The sequence below is a fragment of the Bacillus sp. JFL15 genome (genome assembly GCF_001184225.1).
GTDB classification, from domain to species: Bacteria; Bacillota; Bacilli; order Bacillales; family Bacillaceae; genus Bacillus; species Bacillus siamensis.
On record NZ_KQ236689.1, the window covers coordinates 1,681,577 to 1,707,441 of the forward strand.

A 25,865-nucleotide genomic window follows, 5' to 3' on the forward strand; every position below is an offset into this window, starting at 1 on the left:
CTGAGCTGTGATGGCGAGCGAATTATAGTAGCGAAGTTCCTGATTCCACACTGCCAAGAAAAGCCTCTAGCGAGGTGAGAGGTGCCCGTACCGCAAACCGACACAGGTAGGCGAGGAGAGAATCCTAAGGTGATCGAGAGAACTCTCGTTAAGGAACTCGGCAAAATGACCCCGTAACTTCGGGAGAAGGGGTGCTCTGTTAGGGTGCAAGCCCGAGAGAGCCGCAGTGAATAGGCCCAGGCGACTGTTTAGCAAAAACACAGGTCTCTGCGAAGCCGTAAGGCGAAGTATAGGGGCTGACGCCTGCCCGGTGCTGGAAGGTTAAGAGGAGCGCTTAGCGTAAGCGAAGGTGCGAATTGAAGCCCCAGTAAACGGCGGCCGTAACTATAACGGTCCTAAGGTAGCGAAATTCCTTGTCGGGTAAGTTCCGACCCGCACGAAAGGCGCAACGATCTGGGCACTGTCTCAACGAGAGACTCGGTGAAATTATAGTACCTGTGAAGATGCAGGTTACCCGCGACAGGACGGAAAGACCCCGTGGAGCTTTACTGCAGCCTGATATTGAATGTTGGTACAGCTTGTACAGGATAGGTAGGAGCCTTGGAAACCGGAGCGCCAGCTTCGGTGGAGGCATCGGTGGGATACTACCCTGGCTGTATTGACCTTCTAACCCGCCGCCCTTATCGGGCGGGGAGACAGTGTCAGGTGGGCAGTTTGACTGGGGCGGTCGCCTCCTAAAAGGTAACGGAGGCGCCCAAAGGTTCCCTCAGAATGGTTGGAAATCATTCGCAGAGTGTAAAGGCACAAGGGAGCTTGACTGCGAGACCTACAAGTCGAGCAGGGACGAAAGTCGGGCTTAGTGATCCGGTGGTTCCGCATGGAAGGGCCATCGCTCAACGGATAAAAGCTACCCCGGGGATAACAGGCTTATCTCCCCCAAGAGTCCACATCGACGGGGAGGTTTGGCACCTCGATGTCGGCTCATCGCATCCTGGGGCTGTAGTCGGTCCCAAGGGTTGGGCTGTTCGCCCATTAAAGCGGTACGCGAGCTGGGTTCAGAACGTCGTGAGACAGTTCGGTCCCTATCCGTCGCGGGCGCAGGAAATTTGAGAGGAGCTGTCCTTAGTACGAGAGGACCGGGATGGACGCACCGCTGGTGTACCAGTTGTTCTGCCAAGGGCATCGCTGGGTAGCTATGTGCGGACGGGATAAGTGCTGAAAGCATCTAAGCATGAAGCCCCCCTCAAGATGAGATTTCCCATTCCGCAAGGAAGTAAGATCCCTGAAAGATGATCAGGTTGATAGGTCTGAGGTGGAAGTGTGGCGACACATGGAGCTGACAGATACTAATCGATCGAGGACTTAACCATTTTTGAATGTATGCTTACTGTTATCTAGTTTTGAGAGAACACTCTCAATGGTTTGGTGGCGATAGCGAAGAGGTCACACCCGTTCCCATGCCGAACACGGAAGTTAAGCTCTTCAGCGCCGATGGTAGTCGGGGGTTTCCCCCTGTGAGAGTAGGACGCCGCCAAGCAATCATACGGTAAAGACAGCTCATCATGAGCTGTCTTTTTTGTGTTTTTCTGCATACGTTATATAATATGAGAAAAGTAACGATATACCTTTTTGTAAAAGCAGGTTTTATGCTTGTGTAAAGTGGAAATAATAGAGATAGAGCGATACAGTTGAAAAATTTTGTGAAACACCTTATAGTAAGATTAAAGTCAAATATAGTCAAAGTCAATAAAGGAGGGGGTTGAGTGGGACATAATATTTCTGACATCATTGAACAGTACTTAAAACAAGTATTAGATCAAAATGGCAAAGAAATTTTAGAGATCAAACGCAGTGAAATTGCTGATAAATTTCAGTGTGTTCCTTCCCAAATAAATTATGTCATCAACACCAGATTCACAAGCGAAAGAGGATATATTGTTGAAAGTAAACGGGGAGGCGGCGGTTATATTCGTATTATCAAAGTTAAAATGAATAACGAAGTCGTCCTCATCAATAATATTATTTCGCAGATTCATACCCACTTGTCCCAGGCAGCCTCTGATGACATTATTCTCAGACTGTTAGAGGACGGGGTTATTTCGGAAAGAGAAGCCAAAATGATGGTGAGTGTAATGGATCGTTCAGTTCTATATATTGATTTGCCTGAACGGGATGAACTAAGAGCCAGAATGATGAAGGCGATGCTCACATCTTTAAAACTAAAGTAAGCGGGTGAAAAGATTGATTTGTCAAGAGTGCAATGAGAGACCGGCCACTTTTCACTTTACGAAAGTTGTTAATGGAGAAAAGCAAGAAGTTCATATTTGTGAACAATGTGCAAAAGAAAATAGTGATTCATACGGTATAAGTGGAAACCAAGGGTTCTCGATTCATAATTTATTATCAGGACTGCTGAATATGGAGTCTTCATTTCAAAACACGGGTTCTCAAATGTTCGGCTATTCAGAGCAAGGCACGGCCTGTAAGAAATGCGGCATGACGTTTCAGCAACTGAGAAAAACAGGGCGGTTCGGCTGTGCGGAGTGTTACGATACATTTCACAGCCAAATTACGCCGATCTTGCGAAAAGTCCACAGCGGGAATACGGTGCATGCCGGAAAAATTCCGAAACGTATAGGCGGAAACCTGCATGTAAGACGGCAAATGGAAATGTTAAAAAAGGAACTTGAATCTTTAATACACCAGGAAGAGTTTGAAAAGGCGGCGCAGGTCAGGGATCAGATCCGGTCATTAGAGCAGAAATTAAAAGGCACAGACAGTGAGGAGGAACAAGGGTAATGTCGCTCAAGCATTTTATTCAGGACGCATTAAGCAATTGGATGAAGCAAAAGGGACCTGAAAGTGACATTGTACTCAGCAGCCGTATACGATTGGCCAGAAACTTTGAAAATATAAAGTTTCCTGCCCGGTATACGAATGAAGAAGCCTCATCCATTATTCAGCAATTCGAAGATCATTTTTCAGGGAAAGAACTGCCTGATATCGGTCAATTTCATTTAATCAGAATGAGTGAAGCTCAGCCTTTGGAAAAACGGGTGCTGATGGAAAAGCATCTGATCAGCCCGAATTTAACGGAATCACCGTTTGGCGGCTGTCTGCTTTCTGAAAATGAAGAAGTCAGCATTATGTTAAATGAAGAAGATCATATCAGAATTCAATGTCTCTTCCCCGGCTTCCAGCTTCTCAACGCCATAAAAGCGGCAAACCAGGTTGATGACTGGATTGAGGAGAAAGTGGATTACGCTTTTGGGGAGAAGAGAGGATACTTAACAAGCTGTCCTACAAATGTAGGGACGGGACTAAGGGCTTCGGTCATGATGCATTTGCCGGGTCTTGTACTAACTAGGCAATTGAATCGAATTATACCGGCAATTAACCAATTAGGTTTAGTTGTTAGAGGAATTTACGGGGAAGGCAGCGAAGCATTAGGAAATATCTTTCAAATTTCAAATCAAATCACACTTGGAAAATCAGAACAGGATATCGTCGATGATTTGAACAGTGTGGCTGCCCAGCTGATTGAGCAGGAACGCTCAGCCCGAGAAGCGCTTTATCAAACCTCGAAAATTGAATTAGAGGACCGGGTATTCAGATCTTACGGAGTTTTATCCAACTGCCGAATGATTGAATCGAAGGAAACGGCGAAATGCCTTTCTGACGTTCGGCTGGGGATAGACCTGGGGATCATTAAAGGGCTATCAAGCAATATACTTAATGAACTGATGATTTTGACACAGCCCGGTTTTCTCCAGCAATATTCGGGCGGCGCATTACGGCCGAACGAAAGAGACGTGAGAAGAGCGGCTCTTATCAGGGAAAGGCTGCATTTAGAAATGAGTGCAAATAGACAGGAGGATGATTCGATATGATGTTTGGAAGATTTACAGAGCGGGCTCAAAAGGTATTGGCACTGGCACAGGAAGAAGCACTGCGCTTAGGCCATACAAATATCGGAACTGAACATATATTATTGGGGTTAGTCCGTGAAGGTGAAGGGATAGCATTTAAAGCTTTAGAAGCGCTTGGCCTCAATTCAGATAAAATGCAGAAAGAAGTGGAAAGTTTGATTGGCCGAGGGCAGGAAAGCACCACCTCTGTCCCTCATTACACGCCTAGAGCCAAAAAGGTAATAGAACTATCAATGGATGAAGCCAGAAAGCTCGGTCATTCTTATGTAGGAACAGAGCATATACTTCTTGGGCTGATTCGTGAAGGTGAGGGAGTCGCCGCGAGAGTACTGAATAATCTGGGTGTCAGTCTCAATAAGGCGAGACAGCAGGTTCTGCAGCTTCTCGGAAGCAATGAGACAGGGGCATCCGGAGCGGGAACAAATAGCAGCGCAAACACGCCGACGCTTGACAGTCTAGCGCGTGATTTAACCGCGATTGCGAGGGAAGACAGCCTTGATCCGGTTATCGGCCGAAGCAAAGAAATTCAGCGTGTTATTGAGGTATTAAGCCGCAGAACAAAGAATAATCCCGTTCTTATTGGAGAACCGGGTGTAGGTAAAACTGCGATTGCTGAAGGTCTCGCACAGCAGATCATCAATAATGAAGTGCCGGAAATTTTACGTGATAAACGCGTAATGACATTAGACATGGGAACGGTTGTAGCAGGCACGAAATACCGCGGAGAATTTGAAGACCGTTTGAAAAAAGTAATGGATGAAATACGTCAGGCCGGCAATATCATTTTATTCATTGACGAATTGCACACACTGATCGGAGCTGGAGGAGCAGAAGGCGCGATTGACGCGTCGAATATTTTAAAACCTTCACTCGCTCGCGGTGAGCTTCAGTGTATCGGTGCGACAACGCTTGATGAATACCGCAAATATATCGAAAAAGACGCAGCTTTGGAGCGCCGCTTCCAGCCGATTCAGGTGGATGAGCCGTCAGTCGATGAAAGCATTCAGATCTTAAAAGGTCTCCGTGACCGCTATGAAGCGCATCACCGCGTATCTATTACCGATGAAGCAATCGAAGCGGCGGTTAAATTGTCTGACCGTTATATTTCTGACCGCTTCCTTCCGGATAAAGCGATCGATTTAATTGACGAAGCCGGTTCAAAAGTGCGTCTCCGTTCCTTCACAACGCCTCCGAACTTAAAAGAGCTTGAGCAGAAACTCGATGAAGTTCGCAAGGAAAAAGACGCTGCCGTTCAAAGCCAGGAGTTTGAAAAAGCGGCTTCTCTTCGTGATACGGAGCAGCGCTTGAGAGAACAGGTGGAAGATACGAAAAAAACGTGGAAAGAAAAACAAGGCCAGGAGAACTCCGAAGTTTCTGTAGAGGATATCGCAATGGTGGTATCCAGCTGGACCGGGGTGCCTGTATCTAAAATTGCGCAAACGGAAACAGATAAGCTTCTCAATATGGAAAGCATTCTGCACTCCCGCGTCATTGGCCAGGATGAAGCCGTTGTAGCCGTTGCGAAGGCTGTCAGACGTGCAAGAGCCGGTTTGAAGGATCCGAAACGTCCGATCGGTTCATTCATCTTCTTAGGCCCAACAGGCGTAGGGAAGACAGAGCTGGCAAGAGCGCTGGCGGAATCTATTTTCGGTGATGAAGAAGCGATGATCAGAGTGGATATGTCCGAATATATGGAGAAACATTCGACTTCGCGTCTTGTCGGTTCTCCTCCGGGATATGTCGGTTATGATGAAGGCGGCCAGCTGACGGAAAAAGTGAGAAGAAAACCTTACTCTGTCGTACTGCTTGATGAAATTGAAAAAGCGCATCCTGATGTGTTTAACATTCTCCTGCAAGTGCTTGAAGACGGACGCTTGACTGATTCAAAAGGACGCACTGTTGATTTCCGCAACACGATTCTGATTATGACGTCAAACGTCGGAGCGAGCGAGCTGAAACGCAACAAATATGTGGGCTTCAATGTGCAGGATGAATCACAAAACCATAAAGACATGAAAGACAAAGTCATGGGAGAGCTGAAGCGTGCCTTCAGACCTGAATTTATCAACCGGATTGACGAAATTATTGTCTTCCACTCTCTTGAGAAAAAACATCTTACAGACATCGTGTCGCTTATGTCTGACCAGTTAACAAAACGTCTGAAAGAACAAGATCTCTCTATAGAGCTGACGGATGCTGCAAAAGCAAAAGTAGCAGACGAGGGCGTCGATTTGGAATACGGCGCACGTCCGTTAAGAAGAGCGATTCAAAAGCATGTGGAGGACCGGTTATCAGAAGAGCTTCTCAGAGGCAATATTGATAAAGGCCAGCACATCGTTCTTGATGTTGAAGACGGCGAATTTGTCGTAAAAACAACTGCTAAAACGAACTAATATAGTGACAAACATGAGGCATACGTAAGCAAGTGTATGCCTCACTTTGTTATATAGAGAAATATTTGATAAGGAAGAGGTCTTACAGCATATATGGCTAAATCAAAAACAAAATTCATCTGCCACTCATGCGGTTATGAATCCGCAAAATGGATGGGGAAATGCCCAGGTTGCGGGGCTTGGAATACAATGGTGGAAGAAACCATCAAAAAAGCGCCGGCGAATCGGCGGGCGGCTTTCTCCCACTCCGTTCAAACCGTCCAGAAACCATCACCCATTACATCAATTGAAACATCAGAAGAACCCCGTGTTCAAACCAAGCTCGAAGAATTTAACAGAGTGCTTGGCGGCGGCGTTGTGAAGGGCTCGTTAGTATTAATCGGCGGCGACCCCGGCATCGGGAAGTCAACGCTCCTTCTTCAAGTATCCGCACAATTAGCAGACACGGCCGGCAGCGTGCTTTACATTTCCGGGGAAGAATCCGTGAAGCAAACGAAGCTGCGCGCTGACAGGCTTGGAATCAACAGCCAATTGTTACATGTTTTATCTGAAACCGATATGGAGTATATTTCGTCTGCTATACAAGAGATGAAACCCGCATTTGTTGTCGTAGACTCCATTCAGACCGTTTACCAAAGTGACATTACCTCAGCTCCCGGCAGTGTATCACAAGTAAGAGAGTGTACGGCTGAATTGATGAAAATCGCGAAAACAAACGGCATTCCGATTTTTATCGTCGGCCACGTCACAAAAGAAGGATCGATTGCTGGGCCAAGATTGCTTGAGCATATGGTCGATACCGTTCTATACTTTGAAGGAGAGCGGCACCATACATTCCGTATTTTGCGGGCTGTAAAAAACCGTTTCGGCTCAACAAATGAAATGGGCATCTTTGAAATGCGGGAAGAGGGGCTTACAGAAGTGCTGAACCCTTCGGAAATTTTCTTGGAAGAGCGTTCTGCCGGGGCTTCGGGTTCGAGTATCGTTGCGTCAATGGAAGGAACGAGACCGATCCTGGTTGAAATTCAGGCGCTCATATCACCGACCAGCTTTGGAAACCCGCGCCGCATGGCTACAGGGATTGACCACAATAGGGTGTCGTTAATCATGGCTGTGCTTGAGAAGCGGGTGGGGCTATTGCTTCAAAATCAAGATGCGTACTTAAAAGTCGCCGGCGGGGTCAAACTGGATGAACCGGCGATTGATTTGGCAGTAGCCGTCAGCATTGCTTCAAGCTTCAGAGATACACCGCCGAATCCTGCAGATTGCTTTATCGGTGAAGTGGGTCTGACAGGAGAAGTCCGCAGGGTGTCAAGAATCGAACAGCGCGTAAAAGAAGCGGCGAAACTCGGCTTCAAGCGTATGGTCATACCTGAGGCGAATGCAGGCGGATGGACAATACCAAAAGGGATTGAGGTTGTCGGAGTAGCAAATGTTGCAGAAGCGCTTCGTACTTCATTAGGAGGATCATAATAGATGGAAAAAGAGAAAAAAGGGGCGAAACAAGAGCTTGACCTGTCTGCAATTCTGCAGTTCGTTGCACCGGGCACGCCGCTCAGAGCCGGGATAGAGAATGTACTTCGGGCAAATACAGGCGGCCTGATTGTTGTCGGATACAATGATAAGGTAAAGCAAGTCGTGGATGGCGGTTTTCATATTAATACATCATTTGCGCCCGCTCACCTATACGAGCTGGCCAAAATGGACGGTGCCATTATTTTAAGCGATTCCGGCCAGAAAATTCTTTATGCGAATACACAGCTTATGCCGGAAGCGACCATTTCTTCTTCAGAAACGGGAATGAGGCACCGTACGGCGGAACGGGTGGCGAAGCAGACCGGCTGTCTCGTCATCGCCATTTCTGAACGCAGAAATGTCATTACGTTATACCAGGACAGCATGAAATACACACTGAAGGACATAGGATTTATTTTAACAAAAGCAAACCAGGCGATTCAAACGCTTGAGAAGTATAAAACCATTTTAGACAAAACGATTACGGCTTTAAACGCTTTAGAGTTTGAGGAGCTCGTGACATTCAGTGACGTGCTGTCCGTCATGCACCGCTATGAAATGGTGCTCCGTATAAAAAATGAAATCAACATGTATATTAAAGAACTCGGAACGGAAGGCCACTTAATCCGTCTGCAGGTGATTGAGCTGATTACGGATATGGAAGAAGAAGCGGCTCTTTTCATCAAAGACTATGTGAAAGAAAAAATCAAAGATCCGTTCGTGCTGTTAAAAGAGCTTCAGGATATGTCCAGCTATGATCTGCTTGATGATTCCATTCTGTTTAAGCTGCTTGGATATCCCGCTTCTACCAACCTTGATGATTATGTGCTGCCGAGAGGGTACAGACTGCTGAATAAAATTCCGCGTCTGCCGATGCCGATTGTTGAAAATGTGGTTGAGGCGTTCGGATTTTTGCCAAGCATAACGGAAGCCACTGTTGAAGAGCTGGATGATGTTGAAGGCATCGGCGAGGTGCGCGCCCAAAAAATCAAAAAAGGTTTAAAACGTCTTCAAGAAAAACACTATATAGATAGACAGCTTTAAGTATCGCTTAAACCTGTCAGAATCCGGGTATATTATTGTTAGTTTTTGTTTATTCTGATATTTGTAGGCTTTGACAGCCTGCTGAAAAATGTTACTTAAAAGGAGGTGGAGGTATGTTAAAACGAATAGTTCAGGCGTTCTTCATTATTGTGGGCGGCGTTGTCGGTATCTTTTTAATACCTGAATTGTTTGTACTGTCAAATATACAGGACATACCTTTAATAACAAACGCATATACGTCTGCTGCAATTGGTGCTATTATCTTTTTTCTCATCAGTATATGGACGACAGAATATGTGATTAATTGGGTGAAATGGATTGAAGATTCTTTGCTGAGAGCTCCGGTGCCGGATCTGTTATTCGGAAGTCTCGGATTGGTTTTTGGACTTATCATCGCATATCTCATTGTAAACGTGATTCCGCTGGACAATATTCCGTACCGTATATTCAGCACCATCATCCCGGTCTTTTTGGCTTTCTTTCTCGGTTATCTGGGCTTCCAGGTCGGATTTAAGAAAAAGGATGAACTGATCAGTCTGTTCTCCATTTCTGCAAGAATGCAGAAGAAAAAAGGAAGTGCCGATGAGGAGCAGGAGGAACAGGAGAAAAGGCTGAAAATCTTGGATACAAGTGTTATTATTGATGGGAGAATTGCAGATATTTGTCAGACGGGCTTTTTAGAAGGCGTCATTGTCATTCCTCAATTTGTGCTTGAGGAATTACAGCATATCGCTGATTCTTCAGATGTTTTAAAACGCAACAGAGGACGCCGCGGACTGGATATTTTGAATCGCATTCAAAAGGAACTGGATATTACGGTTGAAATTTATGAAGGCGACTTCGAAGACATTCAAGAGGTTGACAGCAAGCTTGTCAAACTTGCGAAGCTGACATCCGGTGTCGTTGTGACGAATGATTTTAATTTAAATAAAGTATGTGAGCTTCAGAAGGTTGCGGTACTGAATATTAATGACCTTGCAAACGCGGTGAAGCCGGTTGTGCTCCCGGGTGAAGAAATGAATGTGCAGGTGATTAAGGACGGGAAAGAGCATAATCAAGGTGTGGCTTACTTGGATGACGGAACAATGATCGTTGTGGAAGAAGGCCGCAATTATATAGGGAAACATATTGATGTGCTCGTAACCAGCGTGCTGCAGACAGCGGCGGGGCGAATGATTTTTGCCAAGCCTAAGCTGCTTGAGAAGGCTCTTTAAGAGGGAGTTAATGATGGAGTATGTCGTAGTCATTCCGGCTGCCGGACAAGGGAAACGGATGAAAGCCGGGAAAAATAAGCTGTTCATCGGCTTAAAGGGTGCGCCTGTTATTATACACACACTGCGGGTTTTTGAAAGCCACGCGCCTTGTCAGAAAATAATCCTGGTGATAAACGAGAGTGAACGGGAAGATTTTCACCAGCTGCTTGCCCAGTTTCCGGTTAAAGCGGAAATTGAGCTTGTCACCGGCGGAGCGGAGCGTCAGCATAGTGTATACGAAGGATTGAAAGTGATTGATGAGGAGTCTGTCGTCCTTGTTCATGACGGGGCGCGCCCGTTTGTCACGCATCAGCATATCGATAAACTCGTTGAAACAGCAGAAGAGACGGGAGCGGCTGTCCTGGCTGTTCCTGTGAAAGATACGATAAAGCGGGCGGAAGGCTCCCGGGTTGCGGAGACCTTTGACCGTTCAAGCTTGTGGGCCGTTCAAACGCCGCAGGCTTTTCGTCTTTCTTTATTGAAAAAGGCGCATAGGGAAGCGGAAAACAAAGGCTTCTTAGGTACGGATGACGCCAGTCTCGTCGAGCGTCTTGATGGATATCAGGTGAGTATCGTTGAAGGCAGCTATACCAATATTAAGCTGACAACGCCGGATGATCTGATATCAGCGGAAGCAATCATGAAAGCGGAAAGTGGGAATCATAATGTTTAGAATCGGACAAGGATTTGACGTGCATCAACTAACGGAAGGCCGTCCTCTTATCATCGGCGGAATTGAAATTCCTTATGAAAAAGGGCTGCTCGGGCATTCCGATGCGGATGTATTGCTGCACACGGTTGCAGATGCGTGCCTCGGAGCGGTGGGTGAAGGAGATATCGGCAAGCATTTCCCGGATACTGATCCGGAATTCAAGGATGCGGATTCTTTTAAGCTGCTTCAGCATGTCTGGAACATTGTCAAAGAAAAAGGATACGTACTCGGAAATATAGACTGCACGATTATTGCGCAAAAGCCGAAAATGGCGCCGCATATTGATGCGATGAGAAAACGAATAGCGGAAGGCCTTGAGGCAGACGTCTCTCAAGTAAATGTAAAAGCAACAACGACAGAAAAGCTCGGGTTTACCGGAAGAGCCGAAGGAATTGCCGCTCAGGCTACCGTTCTGATCCAAAAAGCCTGATCATTATTTTGATGCCCGGTCTATTTGGTGGTAGAATAGATACATATATTCGGCTAGAGGCTACAGACGAGATGAAAGGAAGTATTTGAACATGGGAAATGAAGTACGCGTCCGCTATGCACCGAGTCCGACCGGACATTTGCATATCGGTAACGCCAGAACGGCGCTTTTTAACTATTTATTTGCCCGCAGCCAAGGCGGAAAGTTTATTATCCGGATTGAGGATACGGACAAAAAGCGAAATATTGAAGGCGGAGAGCAAAGCCAGCTTAACTATCTGAAATGGCTCGGCATAGACTGGGATGAAAGTGTGGATGTCGGCGGAGAATACGGCCCGTACCGCCAGTCTGAACGGAATGACATTTACAAAGAGTACTATGAAGCGCTGCTTGAAAAAGGGCTTGCTTATAAATGTTTCTGTACGGAAGAAGAACTTGAGAAAGAACGTGAAGAGCAGATCGCCCGCGGGGAAATGCCGCGCTATTCAGGCAAACACAGAAACCTGACTCAGGAAGAGCAGGAGCAGTTTTTAGCCGAAGGAAGACAGCCGAGCATCCGTTTCCGCGTGCCGGAAGGGAAAATCATCACCTTTAACGATATCGTAAAGGGCGAGATTTCTTTTGAATCAGACGGTATCGGCGACTTCGTCATCGTTAAAAAAGACGGTACACCGACGTATAACTTTGCCGTCGCAATTGACGATTACCTAATGAAAATGACGCACGTGCTCCGCGGTGAGGACCATATTTCAAATACACCGAAACAAATCATGATTTTCCAGGCGTTCGGCTGGGATATTCCTGAATTCGGACATATGACGCTTATCGTGAACGAAAGCCGCAAAAAATTAAGTAAACGTGATGAATCAATTATCCAGTTTATTGAGCAGTATGATGAGCTGGGTTACCTGCCTGAAGCGCTGTTTAACTTTATCGGACTTCTCGGCTGGTCTCCTGTCGGTGAAGAAGAGCTCTTCACAAGAGAACAATTTATTGAAATTTTTGATGTGAATCGTTTATCTAAGTCACCGGCTCTGTTTGATATGCATAAACTGAAATGGGTCAACAACCAATATGTCAAAGCGCTGGATCTTGATCAAGTTGTTGAACTGACTCTGCCTCACCTGCAAAAAGCAGGAAAAGTCGGCACTGAGCTTTCTGCCGAAGAGCGGGAATGGGTGCGTAAGTTAATCTCTCTTTACCATGAGCAATTGAGCTACGGTGCTGAAATTGTCGAGCTGACTGATTTGTTCTTTAAGGATGAGATCGAGTATAATCAAGAGGCAAAAGCCGTTCTGGCGGAAGAACAGGTGCCTGAAGTGCTCAGCGCATTTGCTGCGAAGCTTGAAGAGCTTGAAGAATTCACGCCAGAGCAGATCAAAGCCTCAATTAAAGCCGTTCAGAAAGAAACAGGCCATAAAGGCAAAAAGTTGTTCATGCCGATTCGTGTAGCAGTTACCGGCCAGACGCACGGTCCGGAGCTTCCGCAGGCTATTGAGCTGATCGGCAGAGAAACAGCCGTAAAACGCCTGAAAAGCATTTAAATATACGATTGTTGACAGGGAAGAGTATAAAACAATGACCATTACAGAAAGAATCTTCATCGGCTGAGAGAGATTCATGCGTTATGTTTTAGAAGTGCGCCCTTAAGACCTTTGAAGAACATTTCTGCGGAAATCAGTATTTAAAGGCGGCCGCCGCCGTTACCGGCTTTAAAGTTGGGAAAACACGTTTTGTTTTTCAAACAGAGTGGAACCGCGCGGTAAAAGCGTCTCTGTCATGTTTACATGCAGAGGCGCTTTTTTTATAGGCGGAAAAACAGACTGGAGCGGGGAGAGAATGGGGGGAAGCATGTGTTTTTTAAAATGCTAAAAGAAGACATAGATACAGTGTTCGATCAAGATCCGGCAGCAAGAAGCTATTTTGAAGTTGTTTTAACTTATTCTGGTTTACATGCTATATGGGCGCATCGGATTGCACATGCTTTATATAAACGGAGATTTTTCTTCCTTGCGCGCCTGATATCACAGATTGCCCGTTTCTTTACCGGAATCGAAATCCATCCCGGCGCGACCATCGGGAGAAGGTTTTTCATTGATCACGGTATGGGGGTCGTCATAGGGGAAACATGTGAAATCGGCAATAACGTGACGGTATTCCAAGGTGTCACTCTCGGGGGAACGGGAAAAGAAAAGGGAAAGCGGCATCCGACCATTAAAGATGATGCTTTAATTGCAACGGGGGCGAAGGTGCTCGGCTCTATAACAGTCGGGCAAGGCTCTAAAGTAGGGGCCGGCTCCGTTGTGCTGCGTGATGTTCCCGACTTTTCAACCGTTGTCGGCATACCTGGAAAAGTCGTCATTCAGAACGGAAGAAAGATCAAACGCGATCTCAATCACCAAGACTTGCCCGATCCGGTTGCTGACCGGTTAAGAGCATTGGAGCAGCAGATTTTTGAGCTGCAGGCTGAACTGGAAGATAAAAAAGAAAGGATCAACCAAAAATGACCATTACACTTTATAATACATTGACACGGAAAAAGGAAACATTCGCTCCTCTTGAGGAAGGAAAAGTAAAAATGTACGTGTGCGGACCGACTGTATACAACTATATTCATATCGGAAACGCCCGTCCGGCGATTGTGTATGATACCGTACGCAACTATTTGGAGTATAAGGGATACGATGTTCAATACGTATCGAATTTCACAGATGTTGATGACAAATTGATTAAGGCGGCCAATGAGCTCGGCGAGGACGTTCCGACCGTTTCTGAGCGGTTTATTAAAGCTTATTTTGAAGATGTGGGCGCCCTCGGATGCCGGAAAGCGGATCTTCACCCTCGAGTCATGGAGAACATGGACGCCATTATTGAATTTGTCAGCGAGCTGATTAAAAAAGGCTACGCTTATGAATCGGAAGGCGACGTCTATTTCAAAACAAGAGCCTTCGAAGGCTACGGCAAGCTTTCACAGCAATCAATTGATGAACTCAGATCGGGCGCTCGTATCCGTGTCGGTGAGAAGAAAGAGGATGCGCTGGACTTTGCTCTTTGGAAAGCCGCCAAAGACGGAGAAATTTCATGGGATAGCCCTTGGGGAAAAGGCCGCCCGGGCTGGCACATTGAATGCTCCGCAATGGTGAAAAAATATTTGGGTGACGAAATCGATATTCATGCCGGCGGTCAGGACCTGACATTCCCGCACCATGAGAACGAAATCGCCCAATCTGAAGCATTAACAGGCAAGACATTCGCAAAATACTGGCTTCACAACGGTTACATCAATATAGATAATGAAAAAATGTCAAAATCGCTCGGCAACTTTGTTTTGGTGCACGATATTATTAAGCAGTATGATCCGCAGCTTTTGAGATTTTTCATGCTGTCCGTTCATTACCGCCACCCGATCAACTATTCGGAAGAGCTGCTTGAGAAAACAAAAAACGCGTTTAACCGCCTAAAGACGGCCTACAGCAATTTAAACCATCGTTTGATTAGCAGCACGAATCTGACTGACAATGATAATGAATGGCTCGCTAAAATCGAAGAGCACCGCGCTGCATTTGAAGAAGCGATGGATGATGATTTTAATACGGCGAATGCGATTTCCGTTTGGTTTGATTTGGCGAAGCTTGCCAACTACTATATGCAGGAGGACAATACGGCGGATCACGTCATTAAAGCCTTCATCAGCATGTTTGACCGAATCGGATCCGTTCTCGGACTTACGCTCGGCGAAGAAGAGCTTGTCGATGAAGAGATTGAAGAATTGATCGAGAAGAGAAATGAAGCCCGCCGCAATCGCGATTTTGCTTTGTCAGACCAAATTCGCGATCAGCTGAAAAGCATGAATATCATTCTTGAAGATACGGCTCAGGGAACTCGCTGGAAGCGGGGAGAGTAAGCGGATGCTTCAATTTGAACAAATCAAAGATTCAAAGCAGTTAAACGGTCTTGCGCTCGCTTATATGGGTGATGCCATTTTTGAAATATATGTCCGGCATCACCTGCTTAAGCAGGGCCATACGAAACCGAATGACCTTCATAAGAAGGCGAGCCGGATCGTATCGGCAAAATCACAGGCAGACATTTTGTTCCGCCTTCAGGAAGAATCCTTTTTCACGGAGGAAGAGGAAGCCGTGGTGAGAAGGGGAAGAAACGCAAAATCAGGGACGACGCCTAAAAACACAGATGTACAGACGTACCGCCATAGTACAGCTTTTGAGGCTTTGCTCGGATATCTTTTTCTTGAGAAAAGAGAAGAAAGACTGAATCAGCTGATTACAGAAGCTATACAAGTCGGGACGTCAGGGAGGAAAACAAATGAGTCAGCAACATGATTACGTCATAGGAAAAAATGCGGTAATTGAGACGTTAAAGTCGGATCGCAAACTCTATAAGTTATGGATGGCGGAAAACACAGTAAAAGGACAGGCGCAGCAAGTTATGGAGCTTGCTAAAAAGCGCGGCGTCACCATTCAATTTGTGCCGAGAAAAAAACTCGATCAGATGGTGGAGGGGCAGCATCAGGGAGTTGTCGCTCAGGTGGCGGCATATGAATATGCACAATTAGACGAATTGTATAAAAGAGCGGAACAGAGAAACGAACAGCCTTTCTTTCTCATATTGGACGAGCTGGAAGACCCTCATAATCTCGGTTCCATCATGAGAACGGCTGACGCTGTCGGCGCGCACGGCATCGTGATTCCGAAACGCAGAGCGGTCGGACTGACTTCAACAGTCGCAAAAGCATCGACCGGTGCTATTGAACATATTCCCGTCGTGAAGGTGACCAATCTTGCCCGGACACTTGATGAAATGAAGGAGCGGGGCATTTGGGTCGTGGGAACGGATGCATCCGCCCGGGAAGACTACCGCTCTATGGACGGCAACATGCCTTTGGCGCTCGTTATCGGAAGCGAAGGCAAAGGAATGGGCCGTCTTGTGAAAGAGAAATGTGATTTTCTCATTAAACTTCCGATGGCCGGAAAAGTCACGTCTCTGAATGCATCGGTAGCGGCCGGTCTTCTGATGTATGAAGTCTACCGGAAACGCAATCCTTTAGGGGAATAAAGACAAATGGACATCCTATTAGTAGACGGATACAACATGATAGGAGCTTGGCCGCAGCTAAAGGATTTAAAAGCGAACAGTTTTGAAGAAGCGAGAGATGTGCTGATTCAGAAGATGGCGGAGTATCAGTCGTACACGGGAATTAAAGTCATTGTGGTGTTTGACGCACATCTGGTAAAAGGCATAGAGAAAAAACACACGAATCACAGAGTTGAAGTGATTTTCACACGGGAGAATGAAACGGCGGATGAGCGGATTGAGAAGCTTGCACAGGCGCTGAATAATATTGCGACACAGATTCATGTCGCAACCTCTGATTACACGGAGCAGTGGGCGATTTTCGGACAAGGGGCTCTACGTAAATCCGCCCGGGAGCTGCTGAGGGAAGTGGATGCGATAGAACGCCGGATTCAAAGACGGGTTTCAAAGATCACTTCCGAAAAACCCCCGGGTAAAATCGAGCTGTCCGAAGAGGTTTTGAAAACGTTTGAAAAGTGGCGGCGCGGCGGCCTGGATTAGGTTGACGCTTTTTCGCCCATTAATGTATAATATTTCTATCTACGTGCGCCGGGGGGATCGCAGTGAATCTACAGAACAGCAAGGGAAAATTCAACAAAGTGCAGTTTTGCCAGTTGGAGGACGAGCAGGTCATTGAAAAGGTTCATGTTGGGGATAGTGATGCGTTAGATTACTTGATTACGAAGTACCGTAATTTTGTACGGGCGAAAGCCAGGTCTTATTTTTTAATAGGGGCCGACAGAGAAGATATTGTACAGGAAGGGATGATAGGCTTATATAAGTCTATCCGAGACTTTAGGGAGGACAAGCTTACTTCATTCAAAGCTTTTGCAGAATTATGCATTACCCGCCAGATTATTACCGCAATAAAGACAGCTACCCGTCAGAAACACATTCCTTTAAATTCTTATGTTTCTTTAGACAAGCCAATTTTTGATGAAGAATCAGACAGAACACTGCTTGATGTCATTTCAGGCGCAAAAACGTTAAACCCTGAAGAAATGATTATTAATCAGGAAGAATTCGATGATATTGAGATGAAAATGGGAGAACTGCTGAGCGATCTGGAGAGAAAGGTGCTTGTTTTGTACTTGGACGGAAGAAGTTACCAAGAAATTTCAGATGACTTAAACCGACACGTAAAATCAATTGATAATGCCCTGCAGCGCGTGAAGCGCAAGCTTGAGAAGTATTTAGAAATAAGAGAAATCAGCCTGTAGCGGGTTTCTATGTCATATTGACAGAATTTTTCTGACTGTGCTATTTTATTAAGATAAATGATGTCTATTTAGGAAAAGGTGTATCGACATGAGAAAAAAGATTACGCTGGCATGCAAAACATGCGGAAATCGTAATTATACGACAATGAAAAGCTCTGCATCAGCGGCTGAGCGGTTAGAAGTTAAGAAGTACTGCAGCACTTGCAATTCACATACAGCTCATTTAGAAACAAAATAGTGTTCGCTTTTTAAATTGTGGAGGTCTTTTACATGCGCATGATGAGTTTCTTTAAAGATGTTGGGAAAGAAATGAAAAAGGTTAGCTGGCCTAAAGGCAAAGAGTTAACGCGCTATACGATCACGGTGATTTCAACGGTTATCTTTTTTGTTATCTTTTTTGCCCTCCTTGATACAGGAATTTCTCAATTAATTCGTTTAATAGTTGAATAATGATCAGCAATACGTGCTATAATAGATCATAATATCGTTTGCCAAAACCCGTTCAGCGGGTTTTTTATTGTGTTGAAAAAAGGATTCATAGGCTCTGAGCCTATTTTTTGTTTTACACTTCATTTTTAAATGCGGGGAGGGAAGGACTGCAGAGTCCTGATAGAATGGAAAAGAATTGGTATGTTGTTCATACGTATTCCGGTTATGAAAACAAAGTAAAAGCAAACCTTGAAAAACGTGTGGAATCAATGGGAATGCAGGATAAAATTTTCCGCGTGGTCGTTCCTGAAGAAGAAGAGACTGATATTAAGAACGGCAAGAAAAAAGTAGTCAAAAAGAAAGTGTTCCCGGGTTATGTGCTTGTTGAAATCGTCATGACTGATGATTCTTGGTATGTGGTCCGCAACACGCCGGGCGTTACCGGTTTCGTCGGATCAGCCGGTTCAGGCTCAAAGCCGACTCCGCTTCTTCCTGGCGAAGCGGAAACCATTTTAAAACGGATGGGCATGGATGAGCGGAAAACCGACATTGATTTTGAATTGAATGAGACAGTCAAAGTCATAGACGGGCCATTCGCCAACTTTACAGGATCAATTGAAGAGATTGATTATGATAAGAGCAAAGTGAAGGTATTCGTTAACATGTTCGGCCGTGAAACGCCGGTTGAACTGGAATTTACCCAGATCGACAAATTGTAATGTGAAAAAACTTGAAATTGCTATATATTAATGATAATATAGCAAAGGTACGTCTTGGACTAATCCAAGGCAGCTAGCTTGATATTTCGTCATTCATATAAAGAATGAAACCTTGAGTGGGAGGGTTTACCCTATTACCACATCACGGACTTAAGGAGGTGTGTCTCGTGGCTAAAAAAGTAGTAAAAGTTGTAAAATTGCAAATTCCTGCTGGAAAAGCTAACCCAGCGCCGCCAGTTGGACCTGCACTAGGTCAAGCCGGTGTAAATATCATGGGATTCTGTAAGGAGTTTAACGCTCGTACAGCTGACCAAGCTGGTTTAATCATTCCTGTTGAAATTTCGGTTTACGAAGACCGTTCATTTACATTTATTACAAAAACTCCGCCTGCTGCAGTATTGCTTAAAAAAGCAGCTGGAATTGAGTCTGGTTCTGGTGAACCAAACCGTAATAAAGTGGCAACCGTTAAGCGCGATAAGGTTCGCGAAATCGCTGAAACGAAAATGCCTGACTTAAACGCAGCAGACGTTGAAGCGGCAATGCGCATGGTTGAAGGTACTGCCCGCAGTATGGGTATCGTTATCGAGGATTAATTTGTTTCTTGTCGGGTTGCGAGTTTTCACAAGTTCGCAACCCTTATTCGTGGGAGGTTATTCCGCTATAACCACATAAGGAGGAAATTTTAAAATGGCTAAAAAAGGTAAAAAGTACGTTGAAGCTGCGAAGCTTGTAGACCGTGCAAAAGCTTACGACGTCGCTGAAGCAGTGGCGCTTACTAAAAAAACAAACACAGCTAAATTCGACGCTACAGTTGAAGTTGCTTTCCGTTTAGGGGTTGACACTCGTAAAAACGATCAGCAAATCCGCGGAGCAGTCGTTCTTCCTAACGGAACTGGTAAAACTCAGCGCGTTCTCGTTTTCGCAAAAGGCGAAAAAGCGAAAGAAGCTGAAGCTGCTGGTGCAGATTTCGTTGGCGATACTGACTACATCAACAAAATTCAACAAGGCTGGTTCGATTTCGATGTAATCGTAGCTACACCTGACATGATGGGTGAGGTTGGTAAAATCGGCCGTGTACTTGGACCAAAAGGTTTAATGCCAAACCCTAAAACTGGTACAGTTACTTTCGAAGTTGAAAAAGCAATCGGCGAAATCAAAGCTGGTAAAGTTGAATACCGTGCTGATAAAGCTGGCAACATCCATGTTCCTATCGGTAAAGTTTCTTTCGAGGATGAAAAACTTGTTGAGAACTTCACAACAATGTACGATACAATCCTGAAAGCTAAACCTGCTGCAGCTAAAGGCGTTTACGTGAAAAACGTTGCTGTAACATCTACTATGGGACCTGGTGTCAAAGTAGACGCTTCAACTTTCAACGTAAAATAATATTTGACTTTAGATCAGCATTCTGATATGATTCAAAATGTTGTAAAATATAATATGTCATTTATACCGTAGACAGCAGGGGCCGCTGAGGCTTAATATCCTGCCGAGGTGTATATATATCACAGCTATTACGTTACGTATGCTTGTATATACAGCCTCCATGTCCACATGGAGGCTTTTTATATGAAATCGTCGTCACAGTCGTGATCACCTAGCGGTATAAGTGTTACACAAAATCTACAGGAGGTGTAACCATGAGCAGCGCAATTGATACAAAAAAAGTTGTTGTTGAAGAGATTGCTTCTAAACTGAAAGAAAGCAAATCAACGATCATCGTTGACTACCGCGGACTTAACGTTTCTGAAGTAACTGAACTCCGTAAACAGCTTCGCGAAGCTAACGTAGAGTTCAAAGTGTACAAAAACACGATGACTCGCCGTGCGGTTGAACAAGCTGAACTTGATGGTTTGAATGATGTCTTAACTGGACCGAATGCGATCGCATTCAGTACTGAAGATGTTGTCGCTCCGGCGAAAGTTCTTAACGAGTTCGCGAAAAACCACGAAGCTCTGGAAATCAAAGCGGGCGTTATCGAAGGTAAAGTATCTTCTGTTGAAGAAGTGAAAGCTCTTGCTGAACTTCCTTCACGCGATGGCTTACTTTCTATGTTGCTTAGCGTACTTCAAGCTCCAGTTCGCAACCTTGCACTTGCAGCTAAAGCAGTTGCAGATCAAAAGGAAGAACAAGGCGCTTAATCTGATTTTACCCTAAAATAAAACAAATGGAGGAATTTCAAATGGCTTTAAATATCGAAGAAATCATTGCTTCCGTTAAAGAAGCAACTGTACTTGAATTGAACGACCTAGTAAAAGCAATCGAAGAAGAATTTGGCGTAACTGCTGCTGCTCCTGTAGCTGTAGCTGGCGGAGCTGCTGCTGGCGGCGCTGCTGAAGAGCAAAGCGAATTCGACCTTATCCTTGCTGGTGCAGGTTCTCAGAAAATCAAAGTTATCAAAGTTGTTCGTGAAATCACTGGTCTTGGCTTGAAAGAAGCTAAAGAACTTGTTGACAACACTCCAAAACCACTTAAAGAAGGTATTGCGAAAGAAGAAGCTGAAGAGCTTAAAGCTAAACTTGAAGAAGTTGGCGCTTCTGTAGAAGTTAAGTAATCTTCACTTGCCTGTAGGGGAAGCTCGCTTTTATGAGGCGGGCTTTTTCTTTGCTTTTCTTTAAGCGCCATTAAAAAAGGAGGTTCTAATAATGAGTGAACACTATTATTCAGAAAAACCTTCAGTCAAAAGCGATAAACAGACATGGTCATTTACACTGCGGAACAGATCTTATACATTCACAAGTGACAGCGGCGTTTTCTCAAAAAAGGAAGTTGATTTCGGTTCGCGTGTCTTAATTGAAGCGTTTGAAGAGCCTGAGGTTGATGGTGACTTCCTGGATGCAGGCTGCGGCTACGGCCCGATCGGTCTGTCGCTCGCCGGTGAATTTACAGACCGGACCGTGCACATGATTGACGTGAATGAAAGAGCCGTAGAGCTGTCAAATGAAAATGCAGAAAAAAACGGAATAAAAAACGTTCAGATTTATCAGAGTGATTTATTTTCAAATATTGATTCTGCTCAAACATTTGCTTCTATTATTACAAACCCCCCAATCCGCGCCGGAAAAAAAGTTGTCCATGCCATTTTTGAAAAAAGCGCTGAGCATTTAAGGGCTTCAGGTGAGTTGTGGATCGTTATACAGAAAAAACAGGGCGGGCCTTCTGCCATTGAAAAACTGAAGGAGCTTTTTGACGAAGTTTCCGTCGTTCAAAAAAAGAAAGGCTATTATATCATAAAAGCAAAAAAAGTTTGACTTGAATTTTCAGCTATGTTAATATTGTAAAATGCCAATGTATATATTTTGCATGATATGCTGAATAATCATAGTGCATGTATAAATTATACAAACATGGAAATGCTAATAAAATCGGTATTTGTTTTTGGATGTGGTTTTCTTAATTAGAAACCCTTTTTTCTTTTGTCTTGTAAAAGTATTTCTTCATCGTAAGGAATGCTTATTACACATATAATACGCATGATTTGAGGGGTGAATCAGTTGACAGGTCAACTAGTTCAGTATGGACGACACCGCCAGCGCAGAAGCTATGCTCGCATTAGCGAAGTGTTAGAATTACCAAATCTCATTGAAATTCAAACCTCTTCTTATCAGTGGTTTCTTGATGAGGGTCTTAGAGAGATGTTTCAAGACATATCACCAATTGAGGATTTCACTGGTAACCTCTCTCTTGAGTTCATTGACTACAGTTTAGGAGATCCTAAGTATCCCGTTGAAGAGTCAAAAGAACGTGATGTGACTTACTCAGCTCCGCTAAGAGTGAAGGTTCGTTTAATTAACAAAGAAACTGGAGAGGTAAAAGACCAGGATGTCTTCATGGGTGATTTCCCTATTATGACAGATACCGGTACTTTTATCATCAACGGTGCAGAACGTGTTATCGTATCTCAGCTTGTTCGGTCTCCAAGTGTATATTTCAGTGGTAAAGTAGACAAAAACGGTAAGAAAGGTTTTACCGCGACTGTCATTCCAAACCGTGGCGCATGGTTAGAATACGAAACTGATGCGAAAGATGTTGTGTATGTCCGCATTGATCGCACACGTAAGTTGCCGGTTACGGTTCTTTTGCGTGCTCTCGGCTTCGGTTCCGATCAAGAGATTCTCGATCTCATTGGTGAGAACGAATATCTCCGCAATACACTGGATAAGGACAACACTGAAAACAGTGACAAAGCGCTTCTTGAAATCTATGAGCGCCTTCGTCCGGGAGAGCCGCCTACAGTAGAAAACGCAAAAAGTTTGCTGGATTCCCGTTTCTTTGATCCTAAGCGATACGACCTTGCGAATGTAGGACGCTATAAAATTAATAAAAAGCTTCATATCAAGAACCGTCTGTTTAACCAGCGCCTTGCAGAAACACTGGTGGATCCTGAAACAGGTGAAATCCTCGCTGAAAAAGGGCAGATTCTTGACAGAAGAACACTTGATAAAGTACTGCCATACTTAGAAAATGGAATCGGCTTCAGAAAACTTTATCCTAACGGCGGCGTTGTCGAGGATGAAGTGATGCTTCAATCCATTAAAATCTATGCTCCTACTGATGCAGAAGGAGAGCAGACGATCAATGTGATCGGCAATGCTTACATTGAAGAGGCGATTAAAAACATTACGCCTGCTGATATTATTTCTTCTATCAGCTACTTCTTCAACCTGCTGCACGGAGTGGGCGACACTGATGATATCGACCATCTCGGAAACCGCCGCCTGCGTTCTGTAGGTGAGCTCCTGCAAAACCAATTCCGTATCGGTTTAAGCCGGATGGAACGTGTCGTACGTGAAAGAATGTCTATTCAAGACACAAATACAATCACGCCGCAGCAGCTGATTAACATCAGACCTGTTATTGCGTCTATTAAAGAGTTCTTCGGAAGCTCACAGCTTTCTCAATTCATGGATCAGACGAACCCGCTTGCTGAATTGACGCACAAACGCCGTCTGTCAGCTCTCGGACCGGGCGGTTTGACGCGTGAGCGTGCAGGTATGGAAGTACGTGACGTTCACTACTCTCACTATGGCCGTATGTGTCCGATTGAAACGCCTGAGGGCCCGAACATCGGTTTGATCAACTCATTGTCATCATTTGCGAAAGTAAACCGCTTTGGTTTCATTGAGACGCCATACCGCCGCGTTGATCCTGAAACAGGAAAAGTAACGCCTAGAATCGACTACCTGACTGCTGATGAAGAGGATAACTATGTCGTAGCCCAAGCGAACGCTAAGCTGAGCGATGACGGTTCTTTCTTGGATGACAGCATCGTAGCCCGTTTCAGAGGGGAAAACACCGTTGTAGCCCGCAACCGCGTGGATTACATGGACGTATCTCCTAAACAGGTTGTATCTGCTGCGACAGCATGTATTCCGTTCTTGGAAAACGATGACTCGAACCGTGCCCTTATGGGAGCGAACATGCAGCGTCAGGCTGTGCCTTTGATGCAGCCGGAAGCTCCGATCGTCGGAACGGGTATGGAATACGTATCCGGTAAAGACTCCGGTGCAGCCGTTATTTGTAAACACCCTGGTATCGTTGAACGGGTGGAAGCGAAAAACGTATGGGTGCGCCGCTATGAAGAAATTGACGGCCAAAAAGTAAAAGGCAACCTGGATAAGTACAGCTTGCTGAAATTTGTCCGCTCCAACCAAGGTACGTGCTACAACCAGCGTCCGATCGTCAGTGTCGGCGATGAAGTAGTAAAAGGAGAAATCCTTGCTGACGGCCCTTCAATGGAGCTTGGTGAACTTGCTCTCGGCCGCAACGTAATGGTCGGCTTCATGACATGGGATGGCTACAACTATGAGGATGCCATCATCATGAGTGAACGCCTTGTGAAAGATGATGTATACACATCAATTCACATTGAAGAATATGAATCAGAAGCACGTGATACAAAGCTTGGACCGGAAGAGATCACCCGCGATATTCCAAACGTAGGGGAAGACGCGCTTCGCAACCTCGATGACCGCGGAATTATCCGTATCGGCGCGGAAGTCAACGACGGAGACCTTCTCGTGGGTAAAGTAACGCCTAAAGGCGTAACTGAGCTTACGGCTGAAGAACGCCTTCTGCACGCAATCTTTGGAGAAAAAGCGCGTGAAGTCCGTGATACTTCCCTCCGTGTGCCTCATGGCGGCGGCGGAATTATCCACGACGTAAAAGTCTTCAACCGTGAAGACGGAGACGAACTTCCTCCGGGAGTGAACCAGCTTGTACGCGTATATATCGTTCAGAAACGTAAGATTTCTGAAGGTGATAAAATGGCCGGACGTCACGGAAACAAAGGGGTTATCTCGAAGATTCTTCCTGAAGAAGATATGCCTTACCTTCCTGACGGCACGCCGATCGATATCATGCTTAACCCGCTGGGTGTACCATCACGTATGAATATCGGTCAGGTATTAGAACTTCACATGGGTATGGCTGCCCGCTACCTCGGCATTCACATCGCGTCACCTGTATTTGACGGCGCGCGTGAAGAAGATGTGTGGGAAACACTTGAAGAAGCAGGTATGTCAAGAGACGCTAAAACAGTTCTTTATGACGGCCGTACGGGAGAACCGTTCGACAACCGTGTATCTGTCGGAATCATGTACATGATCAAACTGGCACACATGGTTGATGATAAACTTCATGCCCGTTCTACAGGTCCTTACTCACTTGTTACGCAGCAGCCTCTCGGCGGTAAAGCCCAATTCGGCGGACAGCGTTTCGGTGAGATGGAGGTTTGGGCGCTTGAAGCTTACGGCGCAGCTTACACGCTTCAAGAAATCCTGACTGTGAAGTCCGATGACGTGGTCGGACGTGTGAAAACATATGAAGCCATCGTCAAAGGCGACAATGTTCCAGAGCCTGGTGTTCCGGAATCATTCAAAGTATTGATCAAAGAGCTTCAAAGCTTAGGTATGGACGTGAAAATCCTTTCAGGCGATGAAGAAGAAATAGAAATGAGAGATCTAGAAGACGAGGAAGATGCGAAACAAGCTGACGGCCTTGCATTATCAGGTGATGAAGCGCCGGAAGAAACAGCATCTCCAGACGTTGAACGTGACGCAGTAACGAAAGAATAGTCTGTGATTGATAAAGGCAAGTGACATCGGTTAATCCGAAGATAAAAAGGGAGGT

Annotated in this window: 25 protein-coding genes, 1 rRNA gene and 4 other annotated features; all 26 genes read left to right on the forward strand. The window is 45.3% G+C overall.

Annotation, left to right across the window (positions count from 1 at the left end; all coding sequences use genetic code 11):
* Window positions 1-132 precede the first annotated feature (132 nt).
* Window positions 133-480: a sequence feature (23S ribosomal RNA rRNA prediction is too short), on the forward strand.
* A gap of 9 nt (window positions 481-489) precedes the next feature.
* Window positions 490-1,358: a sequence feature (23S ribosomal RNA rRNA prediction is too short), on the forward strand.
* Window positions 1,359-1,421: 63 nt separating this feature from the next.
* The 26 genes from rrf (at window position 1,422) to rpoB (ending at window position 25,810) form a co-directional block, all read left to right on the forward strand.
* A 5S ribosomal RNA gene (rrf, locus tag AD710_RS08455) occupies window positions 1,422-1,537 on the forward strand.
* Between the two features lie 226 nt (window positions 1,538-1,763).
* Complete coding sequence (gene ctsR, locus AD710_RS08460) at window positions 1,764-2,228, forward strand: transcriptional regulator CtsR (RefSeq protein ID WP_016935919.1); 465 nt, start codon at window positions 1,764-1,766, stop codon at window positions 2,226-2,228.
* A gap of 13 nt (window positions 2,229-2,241) precedes the next feature.
* Window positions 2,242-2,799 carry a protein-arginine kinase activator protein McsA gene (locus AD710_RS08465; RefSeq protein ID WP_016935918.1) on the forward strand — a complete coding sequence of 186 codons (558 nt, stop codon included), beginning with the start codon at window positions 2,242-2,244 and terminating at the stop codon, window positions 2,797-2,799.
* Window positions 2,799-3,890 carry a protein-arginine kinase McsB gene (locus AD710_RS08470; protein ID WP_016935917.1) on the forward strand — a complete coding sequence of 364 codons (1,092 nt, stop codon included), beginning with the start codon at window positions 2,799-2,801 and terminating at the stop codon, window positions 3,888-3,890. The genes AD710_RS08465 and AD710_RS08470 overlap by 1 nt, the downstream gene beginning before the upstream one ends.
* A complete protein-coding gene (clpC, locus tag AD710_RS08475) occupies window positions 3,887-6,322 on the forward strand; it encodes an ATP-dependent protease ATP-binding subunit ClpC (protein WP_016935916.1) in 2,436 nt (811 codons plus the stop codon). Before AD710_RS08470 ends, clpC begins: the two co-directional genes overlap by 4 nt.
* Before the next feature lie 93 nt (window positions 6,323-6,415).
* A complete protein-coding gene (gene radA, locus AD710_RS08480; protein WP_016935915.1) occupies window positions 6,416-7,795 on the forward strand; it encodes a DNA repair protein RadA in 1,380 nt (459 codons plus the stop codon).
* 3 nt (window positions 7,796-7,798) lie between these two features.
* A complete protein-coding gene (disA, locus tag AD710_RS08485; RefSeq protein ID WP_003156401.1) occupies window positions 7,799-8,881 on the forward strand; it encodes a DNA integrity scanning diadenylate cyclase DisA in 1,083 nt (360 codons plus the stop codon).
* Between the two features lie 113 nt (window positions 8,882-8,994).
* Window positions 8,995-10,095, forward strand: coding sequence for a PIN/TRAM domain-containing protein (locus AD710_RS08490; protein WP_045927008.1), 1,101 nt, complete (start codon window positions 8,995-8,997; stop codon window positions 10,093-10,095).
* A gap of 13 nt (window positions 10,096-10,108) precedes the next feature.
* A complete protein-coding gene (ispD, locus tag AD710_RS08495; protein WP_049628790.1) occupies window positions 10,109-10,807 on the forward strand; it encodes a 2-C-methyl-D-erythritol 4-phosphate cytidylyltransferase in 699 nt (232 codons plus the stop codon).
* Entirely contained in the window at window positions 10,800-11,276 is a 477-nt protein-coding gene (gene ispF / locus AD710_RS08500; protein ID WP_016935912.1) for a 2-C-methyl-D-erythritol 2,4-cyclodiphosphate synthase, read from the forward strand. The genes ispD and ispF overlap by 8 nt, the downstream gene beginning before the upstream one ends.
* Before the next feature lie 91 nt (window positions 11,277-11,367).
* The gene (gene gltX / locus AD710_RS08505; RefSeq protein WP_049627779.1) at window positions 11,368-12,819 is read left to right on the forward strand and encodes a glutamate--tRNA ligase; all 1,452 of its coding nucleotides are present in this window, start codon (window positions 11,368-11,370) and stop codon (window positions 12,817-12,819) included.
* Window positions 12,820-12,821: 2 nt separating this feature from the next.
* Window positions 12,822-13,054 (forward strand) — a binding site (T-box leader).
* A 74-nt stretch (window positions 13,055-13,128) separates the two neighbouring features.
* Window positions 13,129-13,782 (forward strand): serine O-acetyltransferase, encoded by a 654-nt coding sequence (cysE, locus tag AD710_RS08510; protein ID WP_007410393.1) that lies wholly within the window; start codon window positions 13,129-13,131, stop codon window positions 13,780-13,782.
* A complete protein-coding gene (gene cysS, locus AD710_RS08515; protein ID WP_049627780.1) occupies window positions 13,779-15,179 on the forward strand; it encodes a cysteine--tRNA ligase in 1,401 nt (466 codons plus the stop codon). The genes cysE and cysS overlap by 4 nt, the downstream gene beginning before the upstream one ends.
* Before the next feature lie 4 nt (window positions 15,180-15,183).
* A complete protein-coding gene (locus AD710_RS08520) occupies window positions 15,184-15,615 on the forward strand; it encodes a Mini-ribonuclease 3 (RefSeq protein WP_016935909.1) in 432 nt (143 codons plus the stop codon).
* Complete coding sequence (rlmB, locus tag AD710_RS08525; RefSeq protein ID WP_016935908.1) at window positions 15,599-16,348, forward strand: 23S rRNA (guanosine(2251)-2'-O)-methyltransferase RlmB; 750 nt, start codon at window positions 15,599-15,601, stop codon at window positions 16,346-16,348. The genes AD710_RS08520 and rlmB overlap by 17 nt, the downstream gene beginning before the upstream one ends.
* 6 nt (window positions 16,349-16,354) lie before the next feature.
* On the forward strand, window positions 16,355-16,867 hold the full coding sequence (gene rae1 / locus AD710_RS08530) for a ribosome-dependent mRNA decay endonuclease Rae1/YacP (RefSeq protein WP_013350802.1): 513 nt from the start codon (window positions 16,355-16,357) through the stop codon (window positions 16,865-16,867).
* A 62-nt stretch (window positions 16,868-16,929) separates the two neighbouring features.
* Window positions 16,930-17,586 carry an RNA polymerase sporulation sigma factor SigH gene (gene sigH / locus AD710_RS08535; protein WP_003156415.1) on the forward strand — a complete coding sequence of 219 codons (657 nt, stop codon included), beginning with the start codon at window positions 16,930-16,932 and terminating at the stop codon, window positions 17,584-17,586.
* Window positions 17,587-17,674: 88 nt separating this feature from the next.
* The gene (gene rpmG / locus AD710_RS08540; RefSeq protein WP_003156421.1) at window positions 17,675-17,824 is read left to right on the forward strand and encodes a 50S ribosomal protein L33; all 150 of its coding nucleotides are present in this window, start codon (window positions 17,675-17,677) and stop codon (window positions 17,822-17,824) included.
* A 32-nt stretch (window positions 17,825-17,856) separates the two neighbouring features.
* Window positions 17,857-18,036 carry a preprotein translocase subunit SecE gene (gene secE, locus AD710_RS08545; protein WP_003156422.1) on the forward strand — a complete coding sequence of 60 codons (180 nt, stop codon included), beginning with the start codon at window positions 17,857-17,859 and terminating at the stop codon, window positions 18,034-18,036.
* Between the two features lie 164 nt (window positions 18,037-18,200).
* A complete protein-coding gene (gene nusG, locus AD710_RS08550; protein WP_003156423.1) occupies window positions 18,201-18,734 on the forward strand; it encodes a transcription termination/antitermination protein NusG in 534 nt (177 codons plus the stop codon).
* 167 nt (window positions 18,735-18,901) lie between these two features.
* A complete protein-coding gene (rplK, locus tag AD710_RS08555) occupies window positions 18,902-19,327 on the forward strand; it encodes a 50S ribosomal protein L11 (protein ID WP_003156430.1) in 426 nt (141 codons plus the stop codon).
* A 94-nt stretch (window positions 19,328-19,421) separates the two neighbouring features.
* The gene (gene rplA, locus AD710_RS08560; RefSeq protein WP_016935907.1) at window positions 19,422-20,120 is read left to right on the forward strand and encodes a 50S ribosomal protein L1; all 699 of its coding nucleotides are present in this window, start codon (window positions 19,422-19,424) and stop codon (window positions 20,118-20,120) included.
* Window positions 20,121-20,168: 48 nt separating this feature from the next.
* Window positions 20,169-20,311: a sequence feature (ribosomal protein L10 leader region), on the forward strand.
* 63 nt (window positions 20,312-20,374) lie between these two features.
* Entirely contained in the window at window positions 20,375-20,875 is a 501-nt protein-coding gene (gene rplJ, locus AD710_RS08565; RefSeq protein ID WP_003156433.1) for a 50S ribosomal protein L10, read from the forward strand.
* 41 nt (window positions 20,876-20,916) lie between these two features.
* The gene (gene rplL, locus AD710_RS08570) at window positions 20,917-21,288 is read left to right on the forward strand and encodes a 50S ribosomal protein L7/L12 (RefSeq protein ID WP_003156436.1); all 372 of its coding nucleotides are present in this window, start codon (window positions 20,917-20,919) and stop codon (window positions 21,286-21,288) included.
* Between the two features lie 91 nt (window positions 21,289-21,379).
* Window positions 21,380-21,985: a class I SAM-dependent methyltransferase gene (locus AD710_RS08575; RefSeq protein WP_049627781.1), complete on the forward strand. Its 606-nt coding sequence runs from the start codon at window positions 21,380-21,382 to the stop codon at window positions 21,983-21,985.
* Between the two features lie 243 nt (window positions 21,986-22,228).
* Window positions 22,229-25,810, forward strand: coding sequence for a DNA-directed RNA polymerase subunit beta (rpoB, locus tag AD710_RS08580; protein WP_003156440.1), 3,582 nt, complete (start codon window positions 22,229-22,231; stop codon window positions 25,808-25,810).
* Window positions 25,811-25,865 lie beyond the last annotated feature (55 nt).